We start from the raw sequence: 17,635 nt of genomic DNA on the forward strand, positions 1-17,635 counted from the left end.
GGCCGATCTCTTGCGGAAACGAAAATCAGCTATAGTGTAGCGATTGTCGGCGGATCTCTTTTTCTTCGTCCACAATACTTCTAACCTGCAAAAAAATACGGAGTTTGCTATGAGCAACAAAGGGCAATTGTTACAAGACCCGTTTTTGAACGCACTGCGTAAAGAGCACGTGCCGGTGTCGATCTACTTGGTCAACGGCATCAAGCTTCAAGGGAACATCGAATCGTTCGACCAGTACGTCGTGTTGCTCAGAAATACGGTCACCCAGATGGTCTACAAGCACGCCATTTCTACGGTCGTGCCGGCCCGTCCGGTGAATTTCCATCCGGACGCCGAATCGTCCTAAACCTCGTCGCGACCGGCGGCAAGATCGCACTTAATGCGACTCGCCGGTCGCTTCAAAACGAATACATCAATTTGATTAACGCCGCACTCGTCGGCATCGACTTCGGCAAGATCGATTTCGAAGCCAGTCTCGAAGAACTCAGTCTGCTCGCAGAAAGCGCGGGCGCCCATCCCGCCGTTACGCTCACCGGACGCAGGTCCAGTCCGGACGCCAAAATGTTCATCGGCAGCGGAAAGGTCGAAGAATTGCGCCTTTCCTGCGAAGCGAACGACGTCGAACTCGTCATCTTCAATCACGCCCTTGCACCGGCGCAGCAGCGCAATCTCGAGGTGGCGCTGAACCGCCGCGTGGTGGATCGCACGAGTCTCATTCTCGATATTTTCGCGCAGCGCGCACGCAGCCACGAAGGCAAACTGCAGGTCGAACTGGCCCAGTTGCAGTACCTGTCGACGCGGCTCATTCGCGCGTGGACCCACCTCGAACGGCAGAAGGGCGGCATCGGCTTGCGCGGTCCCGGCGAAACGCAGCTGGAAACCGACCGCCGCCTGATCGGCGAGCGCATCAAGGCGCTCAAGACGCGTCTCGCGAAGCTGCGCCGTCAGCACGGCACGCAGCGGCGGCAGCGCACGCGCAATCGCACGCTGTCGGTGTCGCTCGTCGGTTATACGAACGCCGGCAAGTCGACGCTCTTCAACGCGCTGACCAAGGCACAGGCCTACGCCGCCAATCAACTCTTCGCCACGCTCGACACCACTTCGCGCCGCGTGTTTCTCGGCGAAGAGGCGGGGCAAGTGGTCGTGTCCGATACGGTGGGCTTCATCCGCGAGCTGCCGCACCAGCTCGTCGCCGCATTTCGCGCGACGCTGGAAGAAACCGTCCACGCGGACCTGCTGCTGCACGTCGTGGATGCGTCGAGCCCCGTGCGCCTCGATCAGATCGATCAGGTGAACGAGGTATTGCGCGGCATCGGCGCGGAGTCGATCCGTCAGGTTCTCGTCTTCAACAAGATCGACGCAGTGCCGGAACTCGCGGCCCGCGGCGAAGCGGTTGAAAGGGACGAGTATGGTAATATTTCGCGCGTCTTTTTAAGCGCGCGCACCGGTCAGGGACTCGACGCGCTGCGCGCCGCCATCGCCGAAATTGCTGCGGCCGAAGAAGGGGTACCCGAAGAAAGCTTACCCAGCGTGCTCGCCGAAACACAACCGCCGGCGGAACCCTCGGATGCGCCGGAAGCCACGCAGTCCGCGCAATCCGGGCCGAACGAGACACACGACGCCAACGCGCAGCCGGAAGACCACCGGCCAGCCGAACAACGTGACGGCCACAAGGTTCCCGAGCACGGACACTGAACTGCTCCGCAATACCGACGCGGCATCGAACCGGCTGTCTAATGGTGAATCACCGAGTGAACGATTACAACGAGCGGACTAACAGGCAGCGCATGCGTGCTGTCTTTTCGATCAACGATCCGCGCTGGGGGCGAGGCGACGGCAATGGTGTCAAGAACGATGCGAAGCGTCCGCAGGACGGCAAGCGCGGCAATGGCAAGGAAGAAGGCCCGCCCGACCTCGACGAGATGTGGCGCGAATTCAACCGCCGTATCGCGGGCATCTTCGGCCGCAAGCCGGGCGGCGGCATGCCGCGCGACAACGGCCGCGGAACCAAGATCGGGGTCGGCATCGTCATTGGCGTGCTGATTGCCATTTATCTTGGCAGCGGCGTGTTCGTCGTGCAGGACGGGCATGTGGGCGTGGTCTCCCAGTTTGGCCAGTATCGGCAGACGGTGCCGCAAGGCATTCACTGGCGCCTGCCGTATCCGTTTCAGTCGCACGATATCGTCGATACGTCGCAGATCCGCTCGGTCGAGATCGGCCGCGGCGTCGCGCTCGCGCAGGGCAACGTGCGCGATGCATCGCTGCTGACCAACGATGCGGACATTCTCGACGTGCGCTTCGCCGTGCAGTACCAGATCAAGTCGCCCACCGACTTCCTCTTTCGCAATCTCGATCCCGACCAGAGCGTGACCGAAGCCGCGCAAGCTGCCATCCGCGAGATCGCGGGCGCATCCGCGACGGACGATCTGCTCTACAAAGACCGCGACACGCTGCGCGCGCGTCTTGCCGAGACCATCCAGCATTCGCTCGACGCCTACCGCACTGGCTTGCAAGTGACGGGCGTCACGGTGCAGAGCGTGCAGGTGCCCACTCAAGTGCAGGCCGCGTTCGAAGAAGCGTCGCGCGTGCGGCAGGACAACGAGCGCGCCCGCGACACCGCCGAAGCCTACGCAAACCAACTGCTGCCGCGCGCGAAGGCCGATGCCGCGAAGATGATCGACGAAGCGACCGCTTACAGCAATCGCGAAGTCACGCAGGCGCAGGGCGACGCCGAGCGCTTCAAGCAGGTCTACGCCGAATACTCGAAGGCGCCCGCCGTCATTCGCCAACGCATGTACCTGGACACGATGCAGCAGATCTACTCCCGCACCACGAAGGTTTTCGTGGACAGCAAGGCTGGCAACAACGTCGTGTATTTGCCGCTCGACAAGCTCGTCGAAGCGAACCGGCAGCAGGCGAAGGACGCAGCCGCGAACACGGGCGACGCCGCGTCGGCCAGTGCGCCCGCCGCCGCGAACGCCGAAGTGCGCCCCCAAGGCGCGACGGCCGCTTCGGCCGCTGCGGTGCCCGCGAGCGGGGCGGCAGGCGCGAGCGCGCCGAACGCCGCGAGCGGCGCAGGCGATCCGCTGCGCTCGCGCGACGCGTTCCGCTCGCGCAGCCGTCAAGACGACCTGCAGTAAGGAGCGCCGAACATGAATCGAATCATTGCGCTCGTGGTCGCTGTCGTCGTCGTGCTGTTCATCGGCTCGTCGATGGTCTTTACCGTCGACGAACGGCATGCGGGCGTCGTTGCCGCGCACGGCGACAGCAACCCGCATCTCGACGGTCCGGGCCTGCATTTCAAGCTGCCGCCGCCGTTTCAGACGCTGACCCTCATCGACACGCGCACGCTCACCATCGACGAGGGCGGGGCAGACCGCTTCACCACGTCCGACAAGAACGAAGTGCTGGTGAACACGGTCGTCAAATATCGCGTGGCTGATCCGCTCAAGCTCTTCGTGAGCAACGAGAAGAACACGCAAAGCGCGCAAGAACGCCTGACCGGGCTGATCCGCACGGCGCTCGCGAGCGCGTTCGCAAATCGCACGCTCATCGATGCGCTCGCCAATCAGCAGACGCTGGAGACCGAGGCGCAAAAGGCCGTTGAAGGCGCGGCGTCGGCGTTCGGCGTGCAGCTGGTCGACCTGCAGATGGCGCGCGTCGACTTTCCGTCGGCGGTGGCGGATTCCGTCTACAAACGCATGATCGCGGCGCGCCAGCAAGCGGCCGCGAGCGAGCGCGCGAAAGGCACGGCGGACGCCGACAAGATCAAGGCCGACGCAGAGCGCGAGCAGCAGCAGATTCTTGCCGACGCCTACAGCCAGGCGCAGTCCATCAAGGGCGAAGGAGACAGCAAGGCGGCAGCCATCGCCGCCGATGCCTATGGACGCGATCCGCAGTTCTATCAGTTCTATCAGAGCCTCGAAGCGTACAAGAAGACGTTCAAGCCGGGCGACGTGATCGTGGTCGACCCGAGCAGCGATTTCTTTCGCTTCATGAAGAGCCCGAACGGCGGCGCGGACGCGTCCGCTTCCGCCGCGCCGAGGCGCTGACCGCACCCGCGCCGCGCGGCTCGCTCGCCGCGCGGTGCTCATCCACCGTAGACAATGGTCGAGACGATACTGCTCGCTCTTGCGTTGATGCTGATTATCGAAGGCATGTTTCCCTTCGTCTTTCCGACGGCCTGGCGCGATACGTTCCGCCGCATCGCCGAGCGGCCGCCGCATCACATCCGCATCGGCGGGTTGATCGCGATGGTCCTCGGGCTGATTCTGCTCGTCATCGCGACCTAGCCGCGAAGCTGCGTCTTTTCGCCTATCTTTGTTCTTATCCTTCCATGCGCGCCGCGCTTTGACGCGTCGCGCCCCGCAGGAAACGTATCGATGTCCACCTGGCTCCTTCCCGAGAATATTGCCGACGTGTTGCCGTCGGAAGCGCGCAAGATCGAAGAGCTGCGCCGCCGTCTGCTCGACCGGTTCCGTTCGTATGGCTACGAACTCGTCATGCCGCCGATGCTCGAATATCTCGAATCGCTTCTGACGAGCGGCGGCAGCGACCTGAACCTGCGCACGTTCAAGCTCGTCGATCAGCTTTCCGGGCGCACGCTCGGCCTGCGCGCGGACATCACGCCGCAGGTGTCGCGCATCGACGCGCACCTGCTCAACCGGCAGGGCGTGACGCGCCTGTGCTATGCCGGCGTCGTGCTGCACACGCGTCCGCGCGGGCTACATGCGACGCGCGAGCAGATTCAGATCGGCGCGGAGATTTTCGGTCACGCCGGGCTCGAAGCTGATCTCGAAATTCAGCAGTTGATGCTCGATTCGCTGCATCTCGCCGGTCTGACGAAAGTGCGACTCGATCTGTGCCACGCCGGCGTGCTGGCGGCGTTGCTGGATCTAGAGCCGGCGGCGGCATCGCTCGGCGAGGCGCTCTACGACGCGCTCGCAGCGAAGGACGTGCCGCGCCTGAACGAACTGACGGCGCATCTCGGTCACGTGCCGCGTGAGGCGTTGCGCGCGCTGCCGTCGCTGTACGGCGATGCGTCGGTGCTGGAGGCGGCGCGCGCGCGCTTGCCCAATCTGCCCGTGATCGCGCGCGCGCTCGACGACCTCGCGTTTCTCGCGGCGCAGGCCAATGGCGCCGAACTGATGATCGATCTCGCGGACCTGCGCGGCTACGCATACCACAGCGGCGTGATGTTCTCGGCGTATGTCGATGGCGTGCCCAACGCGGTCGCGCGCGGCGGCCGTTACGACGACGTGGGTCTCGCCTACGGCCGGGCGCGCCCCGCGACGGGCTTTTCGCTCGATTTGCGCGAAGTCGCGCGCATCTCGCCCGTCGATGCACGCGGCAGCGCGATCCTCGCGCCGTGGAAGCACGACGAACCGCTGCGCACGGCAGTCGCGGCGCTGCGCGATGCGGGAGAAGTCGTCATTCAGGCGCTGCCGGGCCACGATCACGACCTCGACGAGTTCGCGTTCGACCGCGTGCTCGTGGAGCGCCACGGCCGCTGGATGGTGGAAGAGCGGGTGACGCCGGTGCGCGCAGGCGTCTGATCGGCAAGGACTTTTGCGAAGGCGCGCGTCGCGCGCGCCGACGTGACGGAATCGCGAAACGTATCCCGAAAAATTCGGAACGCGCCGCGAACATAGGTAAAATACGTTTTTAACCAGCTAACGAATCAACATGTCTGCCAGTGCAGTGAATGTGAACCCAGGACGCAATGTCGTCGTGGTGGGCACCCAGTGGGGTGATGAGGGCAAGGGCAAGATCGTCGACTGGCTGACGGACCACGCCCAGGGCGTCGTGCGCTTCCAGGGCGGTCACAACGCCGGACACACGCTCATCATCGGCGGCAAGAAAACCATTCTGCGCCTCATCCCGTCGGGCATCATGCGCGCCGGCACGGCCTGTTACATCGGCAATGGCGTCGTGTTGTCGCCCGAGGCACTGTTCAAGGAAATCGACGAACTGGAAGGCGCGGGCATCGACGTTTCCAAGCGCCTTTTCATTTCCGAAGCCGCCACGCTGGTTCTGCCGTATCACGTCGCCATCGACCAGGCACGCGAAGCGAAGCGCGGCGCCGGCAAGATCGGCACGACCGGCCGCGGCATCGGCCCTGCGTATGAAGACAAGGTCGCGCGTCGCGGCTTGCGCGTGCAGGATCTCTTCGACCGTCCTGTCTTCGAGGCACGTCTTGCCGAGGCGCTCGACTTCCATAACTTCGTGCTGACGCAGTACCTCGGCGCGAAGGCCGTCGACTTCCAGGAAACGCTCGAGGCTATGCTCGGCTTCGCCGACCGTCTGGCGCCCATGGTCACCGACGTTTCCCGCCGTCTCTACGACGAAAACCACGCTGGCCGCAATCTGCTGTTCGAAGGCGCGCAAGGCACGCTGCTCGATATCGACCACGGCACGTACCCGTTCGTCACGTCGAGCAACTGCGTCGCGGGTGCGGCGACGGCGGGCGCGGGCGTCGGTCCGCAAAAGCTCAACTACATTCTCGGCATCACGAAGGCGTATTGCACGCGCGTCGGTTCGGGCCCGTTCCCGAGCGAGCTGTACGACGCGGACAACGCCGAGCGTCAGGATCAGGTGGGCCTGAACCTGGCCACCGTCGGCAAGGAGTTCGGCTCGGTCACGGGCCGTCCGCGCCGCACGGGCTGGCTGGACGCCGCCGCGCTGCGCCGCTCGATCCAGATCAACGGCATCTCGGGCCTGTGCATGACCAAGCTCGACGTGCTCGACGGCCTCGAAGAAGTGAAGCTGTGCGTCGGCTATACGCTCGACGGCAAGCCGGTCGATATCCTGCCGCGTGGCGCATCGGAAGTGGCGCGCTGCGAGCCGGTCTACGAGACGTTCGGCGGCTGGAAGGAAAGCACTATCGGCATCACGCAGTGGGACAGCCTGCCGGACAATGCGCGCGCCTATCTCACGCGTGTGCAGGAAGTGGCCGGCGTGCCGATCGACATGGTCTCGACCGGTCCGGACCGCGACGAAACCATTCTGCTTCGTCATCCGTTCAAGGTCTGAGCGCCGCCGCGCCTCGACCTGAACCGGACGCTGTAAAGAATGTGGCCGCTTCATGCGGCCACATTTCGTATATAACCGCAGTATGCAATTGAAAGAGCCTCACCATGATCGCGATGACCGACCCGCGTAACGACGACAAGAATCTCTGGGTCAACTGGGACGAGTATCACCGGTTGATCGAACTGCTCGCGCTGACCGTGCACGACTCCGGATGGAAGTTCGACAAGATCCTGTGTCTCGCGCGCGGCGGCCTGCGCGTGGGGGACCAGCTGTCGCGAATCTACGATTTGCCGCTCGCCATCCTCGCAACGAGTTCGTATCGCGAAGCCGCGGGTACGCAGCAGGGCGACCTCGACATCGCGCAGTACATCACGATGACGCGTGGCGAATTGTCGGGCAACGTGTTGCTGGTCGACGATCTGGTCGATTCGGGCGTCACGCTCGCGCGCGTGCAGGAGCATCTCAAGGAGCGTTATCCGGCGATCACGGCCGTGCGTTCGGCGGTGCTGTGGTACAAGGCGTGCTCGAAGGTGAAGCCCGACTACCACGTTCAGTTTCTCGAAACGAATCCGTGGATTCATCAGCCTTTCGAGGAGTGGGACACCGTGCGTCCGCACAACCTCGGCGCGTGGATCAAGCGGGGCATGCAGAACAGCCGCGCGTAAGGCAGCACTCGATTGTTTCGACGCCAAGCGCCGTTGTGTCCGGGCCTTCGCCCGGCGCAACGGCGTTTTGCGTTTCGGGCCGCTTTCGGTGTGACGCGCATGCCAAGCTGCGCGAAGGCGGCGTGAAAGCGCGCGCCGCGCGCCGACGCGTTCGGGGCACGATGCTAAACTTCCAGTCGCGTCTCTCGTGGCGCGTGAGCAACATGCGAGAGGCGCGTTTTCGCGTGCGGCGTTAGATAGAATGGCGTTCGGTTTTTCTCCGCTCTGGACGGACATCTCGCTTCTATGACTACCCTGACTCACGCGCAAGAGCGCAAACAGCCGTTGCCTTCGCTTGCGCTCGCGGCCATCGGCGTCGTCTTCGGCGACATCGGCACGAGTCCTCTCTACGCGCTGAAGGAAGCCTTCAGCCCCTCGCACGGCATCGGACTTTCCGAAGCCTCGATTCTCGGCGTCATCTCCTTGCTGTTCTGGGCCATCGTGATGGTGGTCGCGATCAAATACGTGCTTTTCGTGATGCGTGCCGACAACAACGGCGAAGGCGGCGTATTCGCGATGATGACGCTCGCGCTGCGCAGCGTGAAAGATCCCGGCCGCCTGTCTGGCGTGCTCATGATGCTCGGCATTTTCGGCGCCTGCATGTTTTATGGCGACGCCGTCATCACGCCGGCCATGTCCGTCATTTCGGCGGTGGAAGGTCTTGAGATCGCCGCGCCCAAGCTGTCGCCGTACGTGATCCCCATCACGATGGTCATCCTCATCATGCTGTTCTGGATTCAACGGCATGGCACGGCGGTCGTCGGCAAGCTGTTCGGGCCGATCATGCTGCTGTGGTTCCTGACGCTCGCCGTGCTCGGCGCGTATCACATCGCGCTGGCGCCCGGCGTGTTGATTGCGCTGAACCCGTACTACGCGATTTCGTTCATGGCCGACCATGTGCTGCAAGCGTATATCGTGCTCGGCTCGGTCGTGCTGGTGCTGACGGGCGCGGAAGCGCTCTACGCGGACATGGGGCACTTCGGCGCGAAGCCCATTCGCTGCGGATGGTATGCCATCGTGATGCCGTCGCTGCTGCTGAACTACTTCGGTCAGGGCGCGTTGCTGATGCACTCGCCGAAAGCCATCGAAAGCCCGTTCTTTCTGCTCGCGCCCGAATGGGCGTTGCTGCCGCTCGTCATTCTCTCGACCATCGCCACCGTCATCGCCTCGCAAGCGGTCATTTCGGGCGCGTATTCGCTGACGAGCCAGGCTATTCAGCTCGGCTACGTGCCGCGCATGAAGATCCTGCATACATCGGAACTGGCCATCGGGCAGATCTATATTCCGCTGGTCAACTGGATGCTGCTGTTCATCATTCTGTGCATCGTCGTCGGCTTCAAGAGTTCTGAGAATCTGGCGGCGGCCTACGGTCTCGCCGTCACCGCGACAATGCTCGTGACCACCATCCTCGTGTCCGTGGTCATGACGAACCTGTGGGGCTGGAACCGCTTTCTGGTCGGCGCGATGATCGCGGTGTTTCTGGTGATCGACATCGGTTTCTTCGGCGCGAGCCTCCTGAAAATCGAGCAGGGCGGCTGGCTGCCGCTGTGCATCGGCGGGGCGCTCTTTTTCCTGCTGATGACCTGGTACAAGGGCCGCATGATCGTGAAGGACCGCACCGCCGCCGACGGTATCCCTTTGATGCCATTCCTGCAGGGGTTGCTGGCGCACCCGCCGCATCGCGTGTCGGGCACGGCCATCTATCTGACGGGCAGCGACTCGCTGGTTCCGGTCAGCCTCTTGCATAATTTGAAACACAACAAGGTGCTGCACGAGCGCACGATCTTCCTGAACTTCCTCACGCGCGATATTCCGTATGTAGACGACTCTCATCGCGTGGAAGTGAAGGATATCGGCGGCGGGCTCTTTCTCGTGAAGGCGGCGTACGGCTTCAACGAGACGCCGGACGTGAAGGCCGTGCTGGAGCAGATCACCCGCACGCACGCGATGACTTTCGAGCTGATGGACACGTCGTTCTTTATGGCGCGCGAAACCGTGGTGCCGACTGAGTTGCCGGGCATGTCGGTGTGGCGGGAACGCGTGTTCGCATGGATGCATCAAAACGCCGCGAAGCCGACCGATTTCTTCAGCATTCCGGCAAACCGCGTGGTCGAACTCGGTACGAAGATCGAAATCTGATCGCGCTTCCAAGCGCCGCGCACAAAAAAACCCACGCTGCTAAGCGTGGGTTTTTTGTTGCAGCCTGCCGAATCAGCGTTTGAGCTTGGCGAACGCTGCGGCCATCGCGCCTGCCGGTTCCGGCTCGCGGCGCTGATTCGAACGCGCGTCGCGCCCGCCGCCGCCCGCGCGACGATCCTGCCCGCCGCGCGCAGGCGCCCCCGCGTTGGCTGTGGATGCCGGCGCGAAGTCGTCGTCGAGGCGCATGGTCAGCGAAATGCGCTGGCGCTTCACGTCCGTTTCGAGCACTTTGACTTTCACGACCTGACCGGCCTTCACGACTTCGTGCGGGTCCTTGATGAACTTCGTCGACATGGCCGACACGTGCACGAGTCCGTCCTGATGCACGCCGATATCGACGAACGCGCCGAACGCCGCGACGTTCGTCACGACGCCTTCGAGCACCATGCCCGGCGCTAGATCCGAGATTTTCTCGATGCCTTCGCGGAACGTCGCGGTCTTGAACTCCGGGCGCGGATCGCGGCCCGGCTTTTCCAGCTCCGCGAGAATGTCGCGCACGGTCGGCAGACCGAATCGATCGTCGACGAAGTCGGCCGGCGAAAGTCCCGCGAGCGCCTCGCGCTTGCCGAGCACATCGCCGACATGCTTGTTGATCTTCGCGAGGATCCGCTGAACCACCGGATACGCTTCCGGGTGCACCGACGAGCGGTCGAGCGGATTCTCGCCGTTGTTGATGCGCAGAAAGCCCGCTGCCTGCTCGAACGTTTTGTCGCCGAGACGCGGAACCTTGCGCAGATGCTCGCGCGACGGGAACGGCCCGTTGGCGTCGCGATAATCGACGATATTGCGCGCGAGCGTCGCATTGAGACCCGACACGCGGGCGAGCAGGGCGACGGAAGCCGTGTTCGCATCGACGCCGACGGCGTTCACGCAGTCTTCCACGACTGCATCGAGCGAACGCGCGAGTTCGCGCTGATTCACGTCATGCTGATACTGGCCGACGCCGATGGCCTTGGGCTCGATCTTGACCAGTTCCGCGAGCGGGTCTTGCAGACGCCGCGCGATCGACACCGCGCCGCGCAGCGATACGTCCAGTTCCGGAAACTCCTTCGCCGCGAGTTCGGAGGCCGAATAGACCGACGCGCCCGCTTCCGACACCACGATCTTCTGCAGCTTGAGATCCGGATGCTTCGCGATGAGCTCGCTCGCGAGCTTGTCGGTTTCGCGCGACGCCGTGCCGTTACCGATGGAGATCAGCTCGGCCTTCGTCTCACGCGCAATCCGCGCGAGCTTCGCAAGCGAGCCGTCCCAGTCGCGGCGCGGCTCGTGCGGATAGATCGTATCGGTGGCGAGCAGCTTGCCGGTGCGGTCGACGACCGCGACCTTCACGCCGGTGCGCAGACCCGGATCGAGACCGATCACGGCCTTCGGTCCAGCGGGCGCGGCGAGCAGCAAGTCCTTCAGATTGCGCGCAAACACGCGAATCGCTTCGTGTTCGGCTTCTTCGCGCAGTTGCGTGAGCAGTTCGTTCTCGATATGCGGCTGCACCTTCACGCGCCAGCACCAGCGGCAGACGTCGGAAAGCCACTTGTCGGCCGGGCGGTTGCGATTCGCGATGCCGACGTGGTGCGCAATCATTGCTTCGCACGGATGCGGCACTTGTGTATCCAGCTCTTCGCCGAGACCGAGCTTCACCGACAGCACGCCTGCATTGCGCCCGCGAAAGAGCGCGAGCGCCCGATGCGACGGCACGGTGCGCACGGTCTCGCTGTAGTCGTAGTAATCGCGGAATTTCTCGCCTTCTTCGCCTTCCTTGCCGTCCACCACGCTCGATATGACGAGCCCCTGGTTGAATAGATAGTCGCGCAGCTTGCCGAGAATCTCGGCGGTTTCGCCGAATTGCTCGGAGAGGATGTCGCGTGCGCCGTCGAGCGCGGCTTTTGTGTCTGCGACGCCCTTTTCGGCATCGACGAATTTGGCGGCTTCGGCTTGCGGATCGAGCGTCGGATCCGCGAGCAGCGCCTGCGCGAGCGGCTCGAGCCCGGCTTCGCGCGCGATCTGGGCACGCGTGCGGCGCTTCGGCTTGTACGGCAGATAGAGGTCTTCGAGCACCTGCTTGCTGTCGGCGCTTTCGATCGCGCCGCGCAGGTCGTCGGTCAGCTTGCCTTGCTCGTCGATGCTTTGCAGAATCGCCGCGCGGCGGTCTTCGAGTTCGCGCAGATACAGGAGGCGCTCTTCGAGCGTGCGCAGTTGCGTGTCGTCGAGATTGCCGGTGACTTCCTTGCGATACCGGGCGATGAACGGGACAGTGGAGCCTTCGTCGAGAAGCTGCACGGCGGCGGCGACCTGGCGCGGCTGCACGGTGAGCTCGGTGGCAATGCGCTGTACGATCTTGAGTGCTACGGTTTCCGTCATGATTGCGCTGTCTGCTGTCTCGTCTGCGCGCGGCGCGGGCGTCCTGCTTCGCCGGGTCCGGGCGGGCGGCGCTGAGTGTTCGCGGCGCGCTGCGACGAGTGATGGGCCGGGTTTCTGAGCGGGGCATTTTGCCATAAATGCCGGAGCGCTCCGGCGCGCGGTGATAGAATTTCGGGACCGCGCAAGCCCGTTTTTCACCTTCGCGCACCTGATTCCTTATCACGTTGCCGTTCATCAATTTGCTCAACTTTCGCCTTTCGAAGCTCGTGCCGATGGCCACGGCCGCATCGTCGATATGCGCGCTTGCCGCCGTCTTGCCGCAGCCTGTGAACGCCCAGACGCCGAAGCCCATCGACCCGACGACGGCGGTGAGCACACAGCCGCTCGACGCGTCCCAACACAGCTCGGCCAGCGCCGACAGCAGCGCGGACGCCGCTCTACGGGCCGACTACGAGCGGCGCCAGAAGGCGCTCGACCAGCGCACGTCGGAGAATGACTACCGCTACGGCGTGAAGCAGCATGACTGCTACAGCAAGTTCTTCGTGAACCATTGTCTCGACAATGCGCGCACCGTGATGCGCGAGGCGCGTCAGCAGATCCGGCAGGAGCAACTCGCACTGGACGACGAGCAACGCGCCGAACGAGTGAAGGAGCGCGACCGGCAGACGGCGCTGAAGCAGGCGCAGTACGACGCGGAAGCGCCGCAACGCGCGGCCAACGAACGCGCGAACCAGCAGGCGTACGAGGACAAGCAGCGCCAGAACGCACTGGCCGCGGCGCAGCGCGACGCCCAGGCGCCGCAGCGCGCGGCGAACCAGAAGGCTTACGACCAGAAGCAGGCGGACTACCAGAAGAAGCTGGACGAAGCGCGTGCGCGCGGCGTGCAGGACGCGCAGGAACGCGAGCAGAAGGCGCAGCGGTTCGAGCAGAAGCAGCAAGAAGCCGCGCAGCACCGCGCGGAAGTGGAGGCGCGTCAGAAGGAAGCCGCGCGCAAGCAACAGGAAAAGGCGCAACAGGCGCAACAGGCTCAGCAGGACCAGTTGAAGCAACAGCAGCAAGGCAAGTAGCGCCGCGTCGGCGCTAAGACCGGGCCACCGGGCCGACCGCGTGTCCCGGGACAGGAGGCGAGCATGCAGCAACGCTTGAACGCACCCCGACAAACGGCCGTGGATGCCGGCATGATCCGCGACCGGATCGCGCAGTTACAGGACGAGCATCGCGGTCTGGACACGCTCATCGACAAACTGTCCGGCATCGACGACCTCGAGCTGCGGCGCTTGAAGAAGCGCAAGCTCAAGGTGAAAGACACCATACTCCTGCTGCAATTGCAGCTGGACACGGACCCGCACTGAGCCGCCTCGCCGCGCGAGCAGGACTCGCTGACGCATCAGGCGCCCGCGTGCGTGGCGCATCGCACGAAACCCGCAGCATTCGCAGGATCTAGCTCCCTTTGAACTCTCCCGCCCAACCGTCCGATGCCGCGAGCGCGCCGCTCGCGCTGACGAACAAACGCAGCGTCGAACTCGATGCCATCTTCTCCGCCGACGGCCTGCTCGCCCGCGCCATCGACGGCTATCGGCCGCGCGCATCGCAGATCGAAATGGCGCGCTCGGTCGCCGCGGCGATGGAAGCGTCCGGCCGCGCCATGCCCGAGCCCGCGATGTTCGAGGCGCAGCGCCGTCCGGCGCGCAAGCTCGGGCCGTCGGACAAGCCGCATGCGCCGGACGAAGAGACTGCCGACGATGTGGGCATCGCGACCGCGAAAGCGGCCATCGACGGCGGCGAGAACACGTTGATCGTCGAGGCCGGCACCGGCACGGGCAAGACCTACGCGTATCTCGTTCCGGCCATGCTGTGGGGCGGCAAGGTCATCGTCTCGACGGGCACGAAGCATCTGCAAGACCAGCTTTTCCAGCGCGACATTCCGACCGTGCGCGACGCGCTCGCCGTGCCGGTCTCCGTCGCCATGCTCAAGGGCCGCGCGAATTATCTCTGCCACTACTATCTGGAGCGCACCGCCGACAACGGCCGGCTGCCGTCGCGGCAGGACACGTCGCATCTGCAGGAGATCGTCCGCTTCGCCAAAATCACGCGCACCGGCGACAAGGCCGAACTTGCGAGCGTCCCCGAGAATTCGCCTGTCTGGCCGATGGTCACGTCCACGCGCGACAACTGCCTCGGTCAGGACTGCCCGTACTACAAGGACTGCTTTGTGATGCAGGCGCGCAAGGAAGCGCAGCAGGCGGACATCGTGGTGGTGAATCACCATCTGTTCTTCGCGGACGTGATGCTGCGCGACACCGGCATGGCCGAACTGCTGCCGATGGCCAACACCATCATCTTCGACGAGGCGCATCAGTTGCCCGAAACGGCGACGCTGTTCTTCGGCGAGACGCTTTCCACGACGCAACTGCTGGAACTGGCGCGCGATACCGTCGCGGAAGGCTTGAGTCACGCGCGTGATGCTGCGGACTGGACCAAGCTCGGCGCGGCGCTGGAGCGCGCGGCGCGTGACCTGCGGCTCGCGTTCAAGGAAGACTCGGCGCGCTTTTCGCTCGGCCAGCTTCCGGACGAGCATCCGCTCTTCGAGGCGCTCGATACGCTCGAAACGCATCTCGATGCGCTCGCGGCGGCGTTGTCGTCGCATGCGGAACGGGCCGAATCGCTGCAGGCGCTCGTGCGCCGCGCGCGCGAGTTGCAGGACTTGCTCGCGGGCTGGACGACTCCGCCGACGCCGTTGGAACGCGCGGTCGCCGGCGACGAAGACACCGCGCAACAAACGGCGAAGGACGAGCCGAACGAGATGGTCCGTTGGGTCGAGGTGTTCTCGCATACGGTGCAGTTGCACGAGACGCCGCTATCGGTGGCGCCGATTTTCGCGAAGCAGCGCGCGGGCGTGCCGCGCGCGTGGATCTTCACGTCGGCGACGCTTTCGGTGCGCGGCGACTTCACGCACTACGCCGCGCAGATGGGCCTGAACGCTCGCCGCTCCATGACGCTGCCGAGCCCGTTCGACTATCCGACGCAAGGGCTGCTGTACGTGCCGCGCAATCTGCCGCAGCCGTCGTCGCCGCAGTTCACGGATGCCGTCTTCGAGGCGGCGCTTCCCGTGATCGAGGCGGCGGGCGGCGGCGTGTTCGTGCTCTGCACGACGCTGCGCGCGGTCGATCGCATTTCGGCGCGCCTGCGCGATGTGATCGAGCGTCGCGGCTGGCAAAACCCGCTGCTCGTTCAGGGCGATGCGAGCCGCACCGAATTGCTGGACCGTTTTCGCGCGTACGGCAACGCCATTTTGGTGGGCAGCCAGAGCTTCTGGGAAGGCGTCGACGTGCGCGGTGATGCGCTTTCGCTCGTCGTCATCGACAAGCTGCCTTTTGCACCGCCGGACGATCCGGTGCTGGCCGCGCGGCTCGATGCGCTCACGAAGAAGGGACTGAGTCCGTTCGCCGTGCACCAGTTGCCGCAGGCGGTCATCACGCTGAAGCAGGGCGCGGGCCGTCTGATTCGCGCGGAAACGGATCGCGGCGTGCTGATGATCTGCGACACGCGCCTCGTCGACAAGCCATATGGACGGCGCATCTGGCAAAGCCTGCCGCCGTTCAAGCGCACGCGCGAACTGGATGTCGTGCGCGCGTTTTTCAGCGATTCGCGCAGCTCGGCGGTGGAACTGGCCGACTAGCTCCCGGTGATGCTGCGCACGTTGGAAATGGCTTGAACGAGCCGCGCGGCACGCTCAGAGCAGACGGCGGTCGCAGGCTTACGCGCGAGGCGGACGTGCATCGATTGCCGCTCGTATGTCCTGCCAAAGCTCGGGGGCGCGGCGGATTGACCGGCGCGCATTTCGGGTGCGCTCACGTCGCGCCGGCCCGGCCCGTCCGCCAGAATGCGCGCGTTGACGATTGCGCCCGGCTTCACGCGGATGCCGTTCGCCGCCAACACACGGTTCACTTCGGCTGCCAACGGCCGCGCGCGTTCGCCCGATTGCAAGTCGCTGGGAAACTGCCGGATGGCTTGCGCATCGGGAAGGATGCCGCGCTCGACGTCGATCCGTGCGAATCGCTGCAAGCCGATGCTGTCGGTAAGGGCGTCTTCGCAGTCGCGATCGGACAGACCGAACCAGCTTTGCAGCAGACAGATGCGCAGCATGCGCTCCGTGTCCGCGTGCGCCTGCCCATGCGGCTCCACGATCGCGCACAGGCTCGGCCAGGGCAGAAGGGAGTCCATGGTGTCGAGAAATGCGTCGCGCTGAGTGCGGGCAACGGTGTGCGTCATACTGATCTCTCGCAAAAACGTGATGCGGGCAAGGCCGACCGCTTGCTCGCGTTCGCTGCCGGCACCCTGAGGATTGCTAAATTTTGTTGCCAAACGACAAAAACATGGACGAAAAAATAGGGCGATTCGAACGCCCTTGCAAAGGAAGCCGGCGCGAGCGCGCCGGCGGTCCAACATGCATTACCAGATCTGATACCAGGGCTTATCCGTGCCCGCGCGGCGCTTGCCGGTGACATACGGGCTGTCCGGGAAAGTCGCCGCGAGCACGCGCTTGGTGTCGTCGGCGAGTTGCGGCTGATCGAGCCGCTGATACGACATCATCATGATGTGCAGCGCGTCTTCGGTCGCCGGGGCGTTCTTGTATTCGCGAATGGCGAGTTGCGCCCGGTTGATCGCGGCCACATACGCGCCGCGACGATAGTAGTAATCCGCCGCATGCACTTCGTGCGACGCGAGGGCATTTACGATGTAGCGCATGCGCTGCGCGGCGTCCGGCGCGTACTTGCTTTGCGCGTACTTGTCGACCACCACCTTGAAGGCGTCATACGACTCGCGCAGTGACTTCGGATCGCGCTCGCTCATGTCCTGACCGGAGAAGCGGCCGAAGAGACCGAGGTCGTCGTTGAAGTGGATCATGCCCTTCAGATAGTACGCATATGCGATATCCGGATGATCCGGATGCAGCCGGATGAAACGGTCGATGGCCTGATCGGCAGAGGCGGTCTCGCCGTCCTTCCAGTTGCAGTACGCGACGTTGATCTGCGCCTGCTGCGCGAAGTGGCCGAACGGATCGCGGCCTTCGAGCGCCTCGAAGTACTTGGCGCACTTGCCCCAGTCGCTGCCCGATAGCGCGTCCTGGGCCTCCGTATATAATTTGTTGTTATTCCACGTTGCCGTTTCGTCGGTCTTCTCGGGCAGGCCGTGGCAGGCCGTGACGATGGCGACGCTCGCGGCCAGCGCCAGATATTTGATCGATCGCTGCATCGCTTGATGAATGATGTTGAAGGCTTGCATCAGTGCTTGCATTTCCTGGGCTGATTTCTGGCTTGCTTCTTAACTGATTCCAACTGTGT

General features: G+C 64.1%; 15 protein-coding genes. 12 read left to right on the forward strand and 3 right to left on the reverse strand.

Annotated features, from left to right (window positions below):
• The first annotated feature begins 109 nt into the window (after positions 1-109).
• The 9 genes from hfq (at position 110) to P9239_RS10725 (ending at position 9,875) form a co-directional block, all read left to right on the forward strand.
• On the forward strand, positions 110-346 hold the full coding sequence (hfq, locus tag P9239_RS10685; RefSeq protein WP_006999489.1) for an RNA chaperone Hfq: 237 nt from the start codon (positions 110-112) through the stop codon (positions 344-346).
• Between the two features lie 71 nt (positions 347-417).
• Positions 418-1,695: a GTPase HflX gene (hflX, locus tag P9239_RS10690; RefSeq protein WP_309750534.1), complete on the forward strand. Its 1,278-nt coding sequence runs from the start codon at positions 418-420 to the stop codon at positions 1,693-1,695.
• A 56-nt stretch (positions 1,696-1,751) separates the two neighbouring features.
• Positions 1,752-3,140: an FtsH protease activity modulator HflK gene (gene hflK / locus P9239_RS10695; RefSeq protein WP_309750536.1), complete on the forward strand. Its 1,389-nt coding sequence runs from the start codon at positions 1,752-1,754 to the stop codon at positions 3,138-3,140.
• Between the two features lie 12 nt (positions 3,141-3,152).
• Positions 3,153-4,052, forward strand: a complete 900-nt coding sequence (hflC, locus tag P9239_RS10700; protein WP_309750538.1) for a protease modulator HflC — start codon at positions 3,153-3,155, stop codon at positions 4,050-4,052.
• A 54-nt stretch (positions 4,053-4,106) separates the two neighbouring features.
• Positions 4,107-4,292: a DUF2065 domain-containing protein gene (locus P9239_RS10705; RefSeq protein ID WP_175940433.1), complete on the forward strand. Its 186-nt coding sequence runs from the start codon at positions 4,107-4,109 to the stop codon at positions 4,290-4,292.
• A 90-nt stretch (positions 4,293-4,382) separates the two neighbouring features.
• Positions 4,383-5,555: an ATP phosphoribosyltransferase regulatory subunit gene (locus P9239_RS10710; protein WP_309750541.1), complete on the forward strand. Its 1,173-nt coding sequence runs from the start codon at positions 4,383-4,385 to the stop codon at positions 5,553-5,555.
• Positions 5,556-5,685: 130 nt separating this feature from the next.
• Positions 5,686-7,032 (forward strand): adenylosuccinate synthase, encoded by a 1,347-nt coding sequence (locus P9239_RS10715; protein ID WP_309750543.1) that lies wholly within the window; start codon positions 5,686-5,688, stop codon positions 7,030-7,032.
• A gap of 104 nt (positions 7,033-7,136) precedes the next feature.
• The gene (locus P9239_RS10720; RefSeq protein ID WP_309750545.1) at positions 7,137-7,697 is read left to right on the forward strand and encodes a phosphoribosyltransferase; all 561 of its coding nucleotides are present in this window, start codon (positions 7,137-7,139) and stop codon (positions 7,695-7,697) included.
• A 285-nt stretch (positions 7,698-7,982) separates the two neighbouring features.
• Positions 7,983-9,875 (forward strand): potassium transporter Kup, encoded by a 1,893-nt coding sequence (locus P9239_RS10725; protein WP_309750547.1) that lies wholly within the window; start codon positions 7,983-7,985, stop codon positions 9,873-9,875.
• 72 nt (positions 9,876-9,947) lie between these two features.
• Here the strand turns inward: P9239_RS10725 and P9239_RS10730 are convergent, their stop codons facing one another.
• Positions 9,948-12,290, reverse strand: coding sequence for a Tex family protein (locus P9239_RS10730; protein ID WP_309750549.1), 2,343 nt, complete (start codon positions 12,288-12,290; stop codon positions 9,948-9,950).
• A gap of 272 nt (positions 12,291-12,562) precedes the next feature.
• Between P9239_RS10730 and P9239_RS10735 the strand changes: the two genes are divergently transcribed.
• The 3 genes from P9239_RS10735 to P9239_RS10745 all read left to right on the forward strand — a co-directional run bounded on the left by P9239_RS10735 (position 12,563) and on the right by P9239_RS10745 (position 15,969).
• Positions 12,563-13,357: a colicin transporter gene (locus P9239_RS10735; protein ID WP_309750551.1), complete on the forward strand. Its 795-nt coding sequence runs from the start codon at positions 12,563-12,565 to the stop codon at positions 13,355-13,357.
• A gap of 63 nt (positions 13,358-13,420) precedes the next feature.
• Positions 13,421-13,642 (forward strand): DUF465 domain-containing protein, encoded by a 222-nt coding sequence (locus tag P9239_RS10740; protein WP_309750552.1) that lies wholly within the window; start codon positions 13,421-13,423, stop codon positions 13,640-13,642.
• A 98-nt stretch (positions 13,643-13,740) separates the two neighbouring features.
• A complete protein-coding gene (locus tag P9239_RS10745) occupies positions 13,741-15,969 on the forward strand; it encodes an ATP-dependent DNA helicase (protein WP_309750555.1) in 2,229 nt (742 codons plus the stop codon).
• Here the strand turns inward: P9239_RS10745 and P9239_RS10750 are convergent.
• Positions 15,966-16,739 (reverse strand): transposase, encoded by a 774-nt coding sequence (locus tag P9239_RS10750; protein WP_309750556.1) that lies wholly within the window; start codon positions 16,737-16,739, stop codon positions 15,966-15,968. The genes P9239_RS10745 and P9239_RS10750 overlap by 4 nt on opposite strands.
• A gap of 3 nt (positions 16,740-16,742) precedes the next feature.
• Positions 16,743-17,546 carry an outer membrane protein assembly factor BamD gene (locus P9239_RS10755; protein WP_404980099.1) on the reverse strand — a complete coding sequence of 268 codons (804 nt, stop codon included), beginning with the start codon at positions 17,544-17,546 and terminating at the stop codon, positions 16,743-16,745.
• Between the last annotated feature and the right edge of the window lie 89 nt (positions 17,547-17,635).

This window comes from Caballeronia sp. LZ062, assembly GCF_031450785.1.
Taxonomy (GTDB): Bacteria; Pseudomonadota; Gammaproteobacteria; order Burkholderiales; family Burkholderiaceae; genus Caballeronia.

Bases quoted from the DNA above. Each gene is read 5' to 3' on its own strand.
- hfq (WP_006999489.1), top strand. From the start codon at position 110: ATGAGCAACAAAGGGCAATTGTTACAAGACCCGTTTTTGAACGCACTG.
- hflC (WP_309750538.1), top strand. From the start codon at position 3,153: ATGAATCGAATCATTGCGCTCGTGGTCGCTGTCGTCGTCGTGCTGTTC.
- P9239_RS10705 (WP_175940433.1), top strand. From the start codon at position 4,107: ATGGTCGAGACGATACTGCTCGCTCTTGCGTTGATGCTGATTATCGAA.
- P9239_RS10710 (WP_309750541.1), top strand. From the start codon at position 4,383: ATGTCCACCTGGCTCCTTCCCGAGAATATTGCCGACGTGTTGCCGTCG.
- P9239_RS10715 (WP_309750543.1), top strand. From the start codon at position 5,686: ATGTCTGCCAGTGCAGTGAATGTGAACCCAGGACGCAATGTCGTCGTG.
- P9239_RS10720 (WP_309750545.1), top strand. From the start codon at position 7,137: ATGATCGCGATGACCGACCCGCGTAACGACGACAAGAATCTCTGGGTC.
- P9239_RS10725 (WP_309750547.1), top strand. From the start codon at position 7,983: ATGACTACCCTGACTCACGCGCAAGAGCGCAAACAGCCGTTGCCTTCG.
- P9239_RS10730 (WP_309750549.1), bottom strand. From the start codon at position 12,290: ATGACGGAAACCGTAGCACTCAAGATCGTACAGCGCATTGCCACCGAG.
- P9239_RS10735 (WP_309750551.1), top strand. From the start codon at position 12,563: ATGGCCACGGCCGCATCGTCGATATGCGCGCTTGCCGCCGTCTTGCCG.
- P9239_RS10740 (WP_309750552.1), top strand. From the start codon at position 13,421: ATGCAGCAACGCTTGAACGCACCCCGACAAACGGCCGTGGATGCCGGC.
- P9239_RS10750 (WP_309750556.1), bottom strand. From the start codon at position 16,739: ATGTTGGACCGCCGGCGCGCTCGCGCCGGCTTCCTTTGCAAGGGCGTT.
- P9239_RS10755 (WP_404980099.1), bottom strand. From the start codon at position 17,546: ATGCAGCGATCGATCAAATATCTGGCGCTGGCCGCGAGCGTCGCCATC.